The sequence below is a fragment of the Streptomyces sp. NPDC101152 genome (assembly GCF_044768275.1).
Classification (GTDB): domain Bacteria; phylum Actinomycetota; class Actinomycetes; order Streptomycetales; family Streptomycetaceae; genus Streptomyces.
This window is the reverse complement of record NZ_JBIWPO010000058.1, coordinates 1-10,630: the sequence shown is the minus strand read 5'-3', so window position 1 is coordinate 10,630 and position 10,630 is coordinate 1. Positions and strand designations below refer to the sequence as shown.

Annotated in this window: 11 protein-coding genes; 3 read left to right on the top strand and 8 right to left on the bottom strand. The window is 72.1% G+C overall.

The features are described 5' to 3' along the window. Window positions 1-115: 115 nt before the first annotated feature. Complete coding sequence (locus tag ACIRVK_RS39355) at window positions 116-406, bottom strand: DUF1876 domain-containing protein (protein WP_404255983.1); 291 nt, start codon at window positions 404-406, stop codon at window positions 116-118. Between the two features lie 211 nt (window positions 407-617). Between ACIRVK_RS39355 and ACIRVK_RS39350 the strand changes: the two genes are divergently transcribed. Further along, window positions 618-1,643, top strand: coding sequence for a 6-phosphofructokinase (locus tag ACIRVK_RS39350; protein WP_404255933.1), 1,026 nt, complete (start codon window positions 618-620; stop codon window positions 1,641-1,643). A 121-nt stretch (window positions 1,644-1,764) separates the two neighbouring features. Then, on the top strand, window positions 1,765-2,817 hold the full coding sequence (locus ACIRVK_RS39345) for a class I fructose-bisphosphate aldolase (protein ID WP_404255931.1): 1,053 nt from the start codon (window positions 1,765-1,767) through the stop codon (window positions 2,815-2,817). 786 nt (window positions 2,818-3,603) lie between these two features. Here the strand turns inward: ACIRVK_RS39345 and ACIRVK_RS39340 are convergent. The 3 genes from ACIRVK_RS39340 to ACIRVK_RS39330 all read right to left on the bottom strand — a co-directional run bounded on the left by ACIRVK_RS39340 (window position 3,604) and on the right by ACIRVK_RS39330 (window position 6,349). Beyond that, complete coding sequence (locus ACIRVK_RS39340) at window positions 3,604-4,305, bottom strand: CBS domain-containing protein (RefSeq protein ID WP_404255929.1); 702 nt, start codon at window positions 4,303-4,305, stop codon at window positions 3,604-3,606. Window positions 4,306-4,570: 265 nt separating this feature from the next. Next, window positions 4,571-4,954 (bottom strand): hypothetical protein, encoded by a 384-nt coding sequence (locus tag ACIRVK_RS39335; protein ID WP_404255927.1) that lies wholly within the window; start codon window positions 4,952-4,954, stop codon window positions 4,571-4,573. A gap of 324 nt (window positions 4,955-5,278) precedes the next feature. Next, entirely contained in the window at window positions 5,279-6,349 is a 1,071-nt protein-coding gene (locus tag ACIRVK_RS39330) for an Acg family FMN-binding oxidoreductase (RefSeq protein ID WP_404255925.1), read from the bottom strand. Between the two features lie 193 nt (window positions 6,350-6,542). Between ACIRVK_RS39330 and ACIRVK_RS39325 the strand changes: the two genes are divergently transcribed. Beyond that, window positions 6,543-7,553, top strand: coding sequence for a GerMN domain-containing protein (locus ACIRVK_RS39325; RefSeq protein WP_404255923.1), 1,011 nt, complete (start codon window positions 6,543-6,545; stop codon window positions 7,551-7,553). A gap of 87 nt (window positions 7,554-7,640) precedes the next feature. Here the strand turns inward: ACIRVK_RS39325 and ACIRVK_RS39320 are convergent, their stop codons facing one another. The 4 genes from ACIRVK_RS39320 to ACIRVK_RS39305 all read right to left on the bottom strand — a co-directional run. Beyond that, window positions 7,641-7,841 carry a hypothetical protein gene (locus tag ACIRVK_RS39320; protein WP_404255921.1) on the bottom strand — a complete coding sequence of 67 codons (201 nt, stop codon included), beginning with the start codon at window positions 7,839-7,841 and terminating at the stop codon, window positions 7,641-7,643. A 34-nt stretch (window positions 7,842-7,875) separates the two neighbouring features. Further along, window positions 7,876-8,385 (bottom strand): flavodoxin domain-containing protein, encoded by a 510-nt coding sequence (locus ACIRVK_RS39315; protein WP_404255919.1) that lies wholly within the window; start codon window positions 8,383-8,385, stop codon window positions 7,876-7,878. A 21-nt stretch (window positions 8,386-8,406) separates the two neighbouring features. Beyond that, window positions 8,407-9,138: a CBS domain-containing protein gene (locus ACIRVK_RS39310; RefSeq protein ID WP_404255917.1), complete on the bottom strand. Its 732-nt coding sequence runs from the start codon at window positions 9,136-9,138 to the stop codon at window positions 8,407-8,409. A gap of 12 nt (window positions 9,139-9,150) precedes the next feature. Continuing rightward, on the bottom strand, window positions 9,151-10,630 hold a 1,480-nt coding region (locus tag ACIRVK_RS39305), incomplete at its 5' end, for an acetate--CoA ligase family protein (RefSeq protein ID WP_404255915.1).

Here is a 10,630-nt window from a genome sequence, read left to right as displayed (position 1 = left end):
CCCGGGGGGGGCGGGGGCGCGGGCCCCGGCCCGCCGCGGGGGTGGGTGGGTTTGGCGCCCGGGGGGGGGGGGGGGGCTCCCGGCGCCCCCCCTTCCGGTCACCTGGACCCGACGGTCACAGGGGCCAGCCGGTGGCCGGCGCTGGCTCCGGCCTGCCCGCGGACGCGTCCACGGCGCCGATGTCCCGCTCGGCCGTGCCCACCAGCTGCCGGGCAAGGTCCTGCAGCGCCCGGCCCGCCGCCAGTTCGTCACCGATCTCCGGCACGTCGGTGTCACCGGGATTGCAGTGCGCCGTCCCGTGACCGGTGAGCGAGGTGGTCCCGGTCTCCAGCACCACCCGTGCCCTCGTCGTCCTCTCCTCCTCGAAGAGGTAGAGGCGGACCTTCCATTCCGCGGTGTGCGACATCGTCTCCTCCTCTTCCCGGTACTGATCGCCGGCCGACCGTACGCGGGCCGGTGTCATCGCGTCGGTCATCGGCATCACCTCCACACTCCCCCTTTCACTCTCGAACGGCGAAAGGGCCGGGTCACGGGGCCGAAGGTCCTCGGTTGCAGGTCCGGGGAGAAGTCGCTCGCCGCGCCCCCGGCGCACATGATGGAGCAAGAGGGAGGATGCCATGAAGATCGGAGTGCTGACCGGCGGCGGCGACTGCCCCGGTCTCAACGCCGTGATCCGCAGTGTCGTCCGCAAGGGCGTCCAGGACTACGGATTCGAGTTCGTCGGCCTGCGCGACGGCTGGCTCGGCGCGCTCCGCGGCACGGTGATGCCTCTGGACATCCCCGCTGTGCGCGGGATCCTGCCACGCGGCGGAACCATCCTCGGCTCCTCCCGCACCAACCCCCTCAAGCACGAGGACGGCGTGCGCCGCATCCAGGACACCCTGGCCGCGCTCGAGGTGGCCGCGCTCATCGTGGTCGGCGGCGAGGACACCCTCGGCGCGGCCACCGAGCTGAGCCGCCAGGGGGTCAGACTGGTCGGCGTACCCAAGACCATCGACAACGACGTGGCCGGCACCGACTACACCTTCGGCTTCGACACGGCCGTGGGCATCGCCACCGAGGCCATCGACCGGCTGCACACCACCGCCGAGTCGCACATGCGCACGCTGGTGGTGGAGGTGATGGGCCGGCACTCCGGCTGGATCGCCCTGCACGCCGGCATCGCGGGTGGCGCCAACGTGATCCTCGTCCCGGAACGGCCCTTCGACGTGGACCAGGTCTGCGCGTGGGTGAAGAGCCGCTTCAAGATCAACTACGCGCCGATCGTCGTCGCCGCCGAGGGAGCCGTCCCCAAGGAGGGACAGATGATCCTCAAGGACCGGTCGCTGGACGAGTACGGCCATGTGCGGCTGTCCGGCATCGGCGAGTGGCTGGCCCGGGAGATCGAGGAGCGCACGGGAACCGAGGCCCGCACCACGGTTCTGGGGCACGTCCAGCGCGGCGGCACTCCGAGCGCCTTCGACCGGTGGCTGGCCACACGCTTCGGGCTGCACGCCGTCGACGCGGTCAGGGACGGCGACTTCGGCACGATGGTCGCCCTGCGCGGCACCGACATCGTCCGCGTCCCCCTCGACGACACCCGCGGCAGGATCAAGGTGGTGGACCCGGCGCTGTACGACGAGTTCGAGGTGTTCTTCGGCTGAGGCGCCAGAGGGCCGTTCGACCCTTGTACGGGGCCCAACGGGCTCTGCCGGGCCGGCGCGGCGCACCGCACGGTGGCAGTGGGCCGAGAGACGGCCGTACGAACCTCCTGGGGGTGCCCCCATGACCGACATCGAAGGTCTGCTCGGCGACGACGCGAAGGATCTGCTGACCCATACCGCCCAGGGAATACCCAAGGAGAGCCTGGTGCTGCCCGGCCACGACTTCGTGGGCCGGGTCGTGGCCGCGACCGATCGCTCGCCCCGCGTGCTGCGCAACCTGCAGTCCCTCTTCGACCACGGCCGTCTGGCCGGCACCGGGTACGTGTCCATCCTCCCCGTCGACCAGGGCATCGAGCACTCCGCGGCGTCCGCGTTCGCACCCAACCCCCGCTACCTGGACCCGAAGAACATCGTCGAACTCGCCGTGGAGGGCGGCTGCAACGCCGTCGCGAGCACCCTGGGAGTCCTCGGGGCGGTCTCCCGGCGCTACGCGCACAGGATCCCCTTCATAGTCAAGCTCAACCACAACGAGCTGCTGACCTTCCCGAACCACTACGACCAGATCATGTTCGGCGACGTGCGGCAGTGCTTCGACCTCGGCGCGGTCGGCGTCGGCGCCACCGTCTACTTCGGCTCCGAGCAGTCGGACCGGCAGTTGCGGGAGGCCGCCGAGGTCTTCGCACAGGCCCACGAACTGGGCATGTTCACCGTGCTGTGGTGCTACCTGCGCAACCCCGCGTTCAAGAAGGACGGCGTGGACTACGCCGTGTCGGCCGACCTCACCGGACAGGCCAACCATCTCGGCGTGACCATCGAAGCCGACATCGTCAAGCAGAAGCAGGCCGAGAACAACGGCGGCTACCCCGCCCTCGGCTTCGGCAAGACCGATCCCCTCGTGTACGGCACCCTCACAACGGACCACCCCGTCGACCTCACCAGGTGGCAGGTCGCCAACTGCTACATGGGCCGCGTCGGTCTGATCAACAGCGGCGGAGCATCGGCCGGCCAGGGCGACCTGGCGCAGGCCGTCCGCACCGCGGTGATCAACAAACGGGCCGGCGGCACCGGCCTCATCACGGGCCGCAAAGCCTTCCAACGCCCCACCGCCGAAGGCATCGGCCTCCTCCACGCCGTCCAGGACGTCTACCTCGACGACAACGTCACCATCGCCTGACGCCCGGCCATGGGGTTCGCGTTACCCTGCGTGCCACAGCCGCTGCTGGGCCTGTTCCGGGGAGCGTTTCACGGGTGAAGACCTCCTGCCCGACGGACGTGGCTCCCAGGTGTTGGCCGCAGTCGCGCAGGCCGTGAGCGGCCAGGTGGCGTCGATCCGCTCCTCGCCGTCGTCCCGGGCGGGTCCCGTGCCCCCGGGACGGCAGCCGACCCGCACCGGCCGACCAGCGGGTGCGTGCCCACGGCGTGCGGTCGGCCGAGACGTAGGTGCCCACTCGCGCGTCGGTTCCCGGCCGATGCGGAAGACGCAGTCGATCGCGGACGGCGCATACGGAACGGCAGGTGCCGGGTCCGCCGGCCGCCGTACGAGGATCACCTGCGACGGTGTCGTCGCCGGTCGGCCCGGCAGGGCCCGGCACCGGGGCGGGTGACCGGCCCGCCCCTTTCCCGAGGGCCGCTTCTGCGGCCTGCGCCGGTCCCCAAACCGGCGCCGCCCGCGAGGCACACCACGTCCGTGCGTGGTCGCCACCCTGTACGGCCACGGGGAACGTCGTCGACGGGGCTCTGTGCGGACCAAGCCGCTTCTCCCTCGTCGGCTCGCGGACTCGTGTCGAACTCTCGCACCACCCGCCGCCCCTGGGGATGGGGCGAACGACTCCCCCGTGGGGGCCGACCGGCCCAAGGCATCCGGCCAGTGCCGCCCGATGTCTTCCGGTCGAACGCGCGGGACGCGCCCACGGCGCAGCATCGTCGCCGGGGTTCGACGACGGTCTCCCGCAGTCGGTGCTCACATGTGGCTGGACGGCTCGAGGACGGAGCGCGGCCGAGCACTGTTCGGGCGGTGGGTGAGCTGGTTGGTGACAGCGACGACCCCGTCCACGTGACCGGCGATCCGCGCCGCGAGTTCGACGTCGTCGCGCCGCTCCAGATGCCCCCTCAGTGTCACCACTCCGGCGTCGATCCCGACGTCCACCACGTAGCGGGGGACATCGAGCCCCTGGGCCACCCGTCGGGTCACCTCGCGACGGATGTCCTCGTCCGTGCGCAGGAAGACCCGCAGCAAGTCGCCTCGGGTGACGATGCCGACCAGACGGCCCATGTCGTCCACGACGGGCAGCCGTTCCACGCGATGGTTCCGCATGAGCTGCGCGGCCTCCGTGACGTAGTCATCCGAGGTGGCGGTGATCGCGGGCCGGCTCATCAGGTGATCCGCGGTCGTGGCGCGGGCCTTGGCCGCGGCCGTGCGGGCCGAGCGGGTCAGCCGCGGCCGACGGACGTGCCTGCGCCCGTGCCCCTCGACCTGTTGCGCCTGGCGCTGCAGCAGGTCGGTCGCGGAGATCACTCCGACGACCTTCTCCTCGTCGTCCACGACGGGCAGCCCGCTGATGCCGTTGTCCGACAGCAGTAGAGCGACCTGCTTGAACGGCGTCTCCCCCTCGACGCGCACGACCTCCCGGGTCATGACGTCCTTGATCCTGCAATACCTCATCGCCCTTCCTCCCTTCGTCCTCGGGTTGGCCGCCGCTTCTGCCGTGTTCAGGCGTCGGGCACGGCACCGCGTCGGTCGTCCGCGAGGACGTCGGTGTGAAGCGACCGGGGCGCCGCGAACACTTCACTGCGGCGGCCCGACCCGCCGGGCGTCGGCCTCCCCGACGTGACTGACACTCGGTCAACTCCCCATCCATATCCAGGCTTTCATCGGAATGCCCCACGCGCATGAGCCCAACGGGCCACAGATCACACCTACCGGCCCATTACCGCCGCATCAGCCGGAAGGGCAGGGCCTGCGGAGGTGGAGCGGCACCCAGACACACGAAGGGCAGTCCGTGCCGGCAGGCCAGTGTGTGTGCCAGCCGGAGCACGGCGAGGCCGCCGTCGTCCGGTCCGGAGAGCTGCCGCAGGTCGACGGCGACCGCCGTACCTCCGGGGCGGATCGCGGAGTGCAGCAGGCGGCCCACCCGCGGTTCTTCGGAGGGGCCGATCTCCTGCCGGACCTCGATGACAAGACACCCTGCGTGACAGCGGGTCCCGACGGCCTCGTGTCCCTGGCCGGGACCAACGGCTCGGTCCGCCCGCGGCCACCACGGCCGGGCGCGCAGGCGACGGGACAGAGCGCCCGCCGCAGGGCGCAGAATCACAGCAGCGTTCCATGTCATGGTCACCCCTGAGACCGGCCGCCGATCCGCAACCGGCACAGCGTGCGGATACGGGCAGACTCGTCCCGGCAGAGGCGGCGCGGGAGGGCCCGATGGTCCCGAATCGGGGCCCGAAGCCTGTGGCGCCGTCCCCGCCGAGGCCCGTGCAGGGGGGCGGGGGGCCTGTGTGGCACGCGATTCGCCGGGCGGCAGCCGACCCGGCACTGTGAGGTCCCGCAGGTCGATAGCCGACCCACGTCGGACTGTGGATGCTCGGCGGCGACGACATCACCCGCGTCCCGTCCCGGCCGACCGCGACCGGTCCGGTCACGCCGGGCCGCGCACCGGCCGACTGAGAAGCCTCCGCTCGGCCAACCGGGTGGAGAAAGACCCGGTCCGCGGCGTCTTCAACGCCGAGCCGGCACCGGGCGGCGTGTCAGCACCTCCGTGGGCGGGCGGCGTGGGGTGGACCAGACGACCAGGGGGTGGCCGAGACGCAGCACCATCTGCGGGTAGCGGCCCCGCGGCGACGTGCCTGCGCAACGCGGCGCGCAGCTCGGGGTGTTCCAGGGGCTGGGTGTGGAAGCCCGCCATCACACCGTGGTGCGCCGCGTACAGCAGGACCCGTTGCAGCGCCTGCCCGGCCAATAGCCAGTCGGCCCGGTTGTCGTAAGGAGTGGAGAGGACGGCGACCGCTCCCGTGCCGCTCCCCTGCCGTCGGGTCGGGACGGTGTGGCGGCGGGCGAGGCCGAGGTAGTCGCGGGCCGCCAGCAGCGTGAGGTCCGGGTGCGGGCGACAGGCCTGGACGGGCACACCGGACGGTCCGACACACCGCCCCAGTTCGACGGTGTGCCAGAAGTCGGCCCGGTCGGACTGCTCCGCGATGCGCACCAGGTCGCTCAGCGCCTCCAACTTCTCGGGGCTGTCGATGACTTGGAGGAAAGCGCCCTCGGCGCGAGCCTGTTCGCGCAGTGCGTCCAGCAGGTCCTCGGACACCGGTTCGGGTCCGAACGGCCCCCGGTGGGTGTGCCGGTGGAACATCGCCCCGGCCAGCAGCTCCTCCTCGTCGGTGGCCGGCGCGTGGGCACCGAATCCGACACGGGCCACGTAGTCCTGGTCCCCGGGGTCCGGCAGGACGTCGACGGCGGGCCGGAAGCCCAGGTGACGTACGGCGATACGCACGTTGAACAGGGCCGCCCCGCAGGCGATGGCCATCTCGCGTCCGGCGGGGTCGGTGAGAACCATCCGGCGCCCTCCGTCGGCATGCAGCTCGAACCCGCGGTCGTAGCCCTCCTCGACGAAGAACCAGGGCTGGCTGTTGTGCGGCGAGGGAGCGGAGGCGGCGGCGCGGGCCAGGTGCTGGGCCGCGCGTCCGGGCTTCTCGTGGGTGACGGACATGATCGGTACCGCCCTTCGTGAAGCTGCACCTTCAGTGTCCTCGTGGCGGATCACGGCGGGGATGGGCCCGGCGTCCGCGTTGCGGTGCCGAACGGCCCTCGCCCTCCGTGCCGTTCGGGCCTCGACCAGGGCCGGGCAGCTCTGGAAGGCGCAGCGTGCGCGCGGTTCGCTGGAAGTGTCGGAGGAGACTGCCATGAACAGCGAACACCTGCGTGTGGCCCGCGCGTCCAGACACCGCACCCTCGTGCTGTCGGCCGCGCTGACCGTGCCGCTCCTCGCCCTCGCCGGCTGCGGCACCACCACGACGACCGGCTCGAACGGCGCCGGCCAGTCCACCCCTCCATCCACGGGAACGGAAACGGGCACACAAACGGGGCCCGGAGAAGGCACGTCCGGCGGCACCTCGGGTGCTCCCACCACGCCCCGCTCCACCGATCCGCGGCCTTCGGCGCCGCTGCCCTCGCCCCGCGGCGGCAGCACCCCGGCGGCTAGGACGGTCCGAACGGCCGTGTACTTCCTGCACGGTGAGAAGGTGTCACCGGCCCCACGGACCGTCACGGCACCCACGACCGCGACCGGCGCGCTGCGTGCCCTGCTGGCCGGTCCGAGCAGCTTCGAACGTCGCCAGGGCCGCACCACCGCCATCCCGTCCGGGACGCGGCTGCGCTCTCTCGTCATCCATGACCGCGTCGCCACGGTCGACCTCTCCGGCCGGTACGACGACGGAGGCGGCAGCCTGTCCATGCGGGCACGGCTCGCGCAGGTCGTCTTCACCGCGACCCGCTTCTCCGGTGTCCAGAAGGTCCGCTTCGAGATCGACGGCAAGGCGGTCAGGCAGTTCGGCGGCGAGGGCGTCGTCCTCAACGGGCCGGTGGGTCGGGCCGACTTCGAGGACGTCTCCCCGGCCGTCCTGATGGAGTCCCCGCTGATCGGCGACACCGTGCGGACACCGCTGTGGGTCTGGGGCACGGCCAACACCTTCGAGGCCGTGTTCCGGCTGAAGGTCACCGACGCCGCGAAGCACACCGCGGCCGACGTCAGGGTCCGGGCGACGTCCGGGACCGGCACCCGTGGCGGCTTCGACGTCACCATCCCCTACAGGGCGACCCGTTCGGGCCCGGGCCTGCTCACGGCGTACTTCCTGTCACCGAAGGACGGCCGGCCCGTGACGGTGGACACCGTGCCGCTGACCGTGAACCGCTGACTCCGGCTCGCGACACGCAACGACCCCGGCGCACACCGCGCCGGGGTCGTCCACGTGTTCCTCCTGGTGCCATCCTCCCTGTCGTCGCTACGTCGCGGGGCCGCGGTGTGCCCGGTGCAGGTGCCGGGCCAGGAGGACCAGCGCCACGATGGCCGGGACCAGCAGCGGGACCAGGGGCAGGCCGATCAGCGAGGCGGCCAGCCCGAGGCAGAAGAACGCCAGGACTCCGGCGGCCAGGTACAGCACCGCCTCGGCCGTGAGCTCGGGAATGTGCCGGAGGGTGTTCATGGTGCACCTCCTCGTGGAGGTCGTGACCGGATGTTCAGTTCTGCTGGGGCGCCCCCGCCAGCTCGTCGGCGACGGACGCCGCCCAGGTCTCGATCGCGGTGAAGTCACGGAAGTCGCCGCCCTTTCCGTTGCGGACGATCATCCGTGCGATGCGCCCCTTCGCGCCCTCCTTGAGGCAGCCGCCGAAGGTGACGTGTCCCCGCGCGTCGAGCCGGGTGATGGCGCGCCGCACGCCCGGCACGGGCGGGATGTCCCGCTCGGAGGCCGAGGCGTCCAGTGGGCCGCTGCTGAACAGCCACACCGGGCGTTCGGCGAGGGCCCGGCGGTGCCGGCGGACGAAGCGCCGGGCATCCTTGTGCCAGCGCCCGGCGTACAGGCCGCCGCCGACCACGACGGCGTCGTACGGTGTCACGTCGGCGACCGATGCCGCCGGGGCGGCCTCGACCGTCAGCCCGTCCTTGCGCAGGACGTCGGCCACGGCCTCGGCGATCTCAGCGGTGGAACCGTTCGTCGTCCCATAGACGACCAGCACCTTGCCGGTCATGGCGTTTCGCCTCCTGTCCTGTCAGATCCTGCGCAGCCAGTCGTCGGCCACGCCGTGCAGGGCCTGTTCGTCGGGCTGGATGTGCGAGTCGTCCAGCCGGAAGGTGAGCTTGTCGACGACCGCGACCACCCCGTCGATCTGACGGGTCATCGAGATCGCGATCTCCGTCTCGCTCTTGCGTTCCATGTGACCGCTCAGCGTGACCACGCCCTCGGTCACGGCGACGTCGATGCTGCGCGGTGCCAGCCACAGCGCACGCACCAGCACCTCCTCGACCACCTCGGTGCGGATCTCCGCGTCCGGCCGCAGGAAGACCTTCAGCAGGTCCCGGCGGGTGACGATGCCGACGAGCCGGTCTGCCTCGTCGAGGACGGGCAACCGCTCCACGCGGTGTTCGGCCATGGTGCGGGCCGCCTCCACGATGGTGTTGTCGGCGTGCACCGTGATCGGCGGCTCGGACATCAGCTGCCCGGCGGTGCGTGCCCTGGACTTCGCCGCCCGCCGCCGGGCGCTCGCCGTCACCGGGGCGAACCGGAAGCGCTTCTTCGGTTCGAAGGGGTCGGGCGTGTCCGCCTGGCGGGCCATCAGATCGGTCTCGGAGATGACTCCGATGACCTTGTCGTCCTCGTCGACCACCGGCAGTCCGCTGATGCGGTGCTCGCCGAGCCGGCGCGCGACCTCCTTGAACGGGGTGCCGTACTCGGCGCGGACGACCTCCGTGCTCATCACCGAGCCGACCTTGTTGTGCCTCATGGGGTTCCCTCCTCAGCGGAGTCGGCGCAGATACGGGTCCTGGGGCCTGCCTGGCAGCAGGCGCACGCGCGCATCGAGCACGGTGACTCCGCCCGGTGTCGCGAGTACGGGGTTGAAGTCGGCCTCGGCGAGCTGCGGCAGGTCGCTCGCCATGCGGGACAGCCGCAGCAGGAGCCGTTCGAGGCCCTGGAGGTCGACGGGAGCGCTGCCCTGGGCGCCGAACAGCAGGGGCGCGCAGCGCGGGGTCGTGATCAGGTCGTGCACGTCGTGGTCGGTGAGCGGTGCCAGGCGGGCGGCGTGGTCCGCGAGTACCTCGGTCGCGGTGCCACCGAGGCCGAAGAGCACGAGCGGGCCGAAAACCTGGTCCTGGACCACGCCCGCGAAGAGCTCGGTGCCCCGGTCGGCGAGCGGCTGGAGGACGACGCCGGTGAGCAGTCCGGCGAACCGCGTCTCCAGGTCCCGGAAGGCGGCCCGCACCTGGTGCTCACCCCGCAGGTCGAGGTGGACGGCGTGCTCGGCGGTCTTGTGCAGCAGTCCCGGCCAGTACCCCTTCATGACCACCCGGCCGTCGGCGCCGTGCAGCCGCTTGGCGGCGAGGACGGCGTCCTCCTCGGTGTCCGCCCAGGCCCACCGGAGCTGGGGGATGCCGTAGCAGTCGAGGAGTTCGGCGCAGGCGCGCGGTTCGAGCCAGCCTCCGTCGAGGTGGGCGTCGAGGTAGGTCTCCACGATCGCGTGGGCCCGGTCCGTGTCCACGCCGTCGAGGTCGGGCACGGTGCCGGCGGGGCGGGCGAGCCAGGCGGCACGGTCGGTCGCGTGCGCCAACGCCCGGGCCGCGGCCTGGGGTTCGGCGTACGAGGGGACGGTGGAGCCGTCGGTCGCGGGCAGCAGTTCCACGGGCAGCGCCTGTTCCATCCGTATCGCCATGACCGGCTTCGGGCGGGGCCCGGACATCCGGGTGATGGCGCGTACGAGGTCGTCGCCGGTGGCGGCGGCCACGGCGGTGGGCACCAGGGCCACCAGGACGGCGTCGATGCCGGCGTGCTTTGTCAACCGGTCAACTGCTGCGGCGAGTTGGTCCTCGGAGACGGCGGCGGTGGCGTCGACCGGGTTGCCCACGGCGGCGCCCTCGGGCAGTACGGCCAGCAGGTCGTCGATCAGTTCGGGGGTGGGCGTCGGCAGTGTCAGCCCGACCTCGGCGCAGGCGTCGGCGGCGAGGACCCCGGCGCCGCCCGCGTTGGTGACGATCGCGACCCGGCCTCCGGCGGGCAGCGGCTGGGAGTGCAACAGGGCTGCGGCTTCCAGGAGTTCGCCCACCGAGCGGGTTGCGGTGATGCCGGCCTGGGTGAACAGCGCGCCCCGGGTCATGGTGCGGGTGGCGGCGGCCGCGGTGTGGGAAGCGGCCGCGCGGCGGCCTGCGTCCGTGCGGCCGGCGTCGACGGTGAGGATCGGCATGCGGCGGCTGACGCGGCGGGCGGTGCGGGAGAAGGCGCGC

Coding starts and splice junctions, on each gene's coding strand:
- ACIRVK_RS39345 (WP_404255931.1), top strand. CDS start 1,765: ATGACCGACATCGAAGGTCTGCTCGGCGACGACGCGAAGGATCTGCTG.
- ACIRVK_RS39340 (WP_404255929.1), bottom strand. CDS start 4,305: ATGAGGTATTGCAGGATCAAGGACGTCATGACCCGGGAGGTCGTGCGC.
- ACIRVK_RS39315 (WP_404255919.1), bottom strand. CDS start 8,385: ATGACCGGCAAGGTGCTGGTCGTCTATGGGACGACGAACGGTTCCACC.
- ACIRVK_RS39325 (WP_404255923.1), top strand. CDS start 6,543: ATGAACAGCGAACACCTGCGTGTGGCCCGCGCGTCCAGACACCGCACC.
- ACIRVK_RS39320 (WP_404255921.1), bottom strand. CDS start 7,841: ATGAACACCCTCCGGCACATTCCCGAGCTCACGGCCGAGGCGGTGCTG.
- ACIRVK_RS39310 (WP_404255917.1), bottom strand. CDS start 9,138: ATGAGGCACAACAAGGTCGGCTCGGTGATGAGCACGGAGGTCGTCCGC.
- ACIRVK_RS39355 (WP_404255983.1), bottom strand. CDS start 406: ATGTCGCACACCGCGGAATGGAAGGTCCGCCTCTACCTCTTCGAGGAG.
- ACIRVK_RS39350 (WP_404255933.1), top strand. CDS start 618: ATGAAGATCGGAGTGCTGACCGGCGGCGGCGACTGCCCCGGTCTCAAC.
- ACIRVK_RS39330 (WP_404255925.1), bottom strand. CDS start 6,349: ATGTCCGTCACCCACGAGAAGCCCGGACGCGCGGCCCAGCACCTGGCC.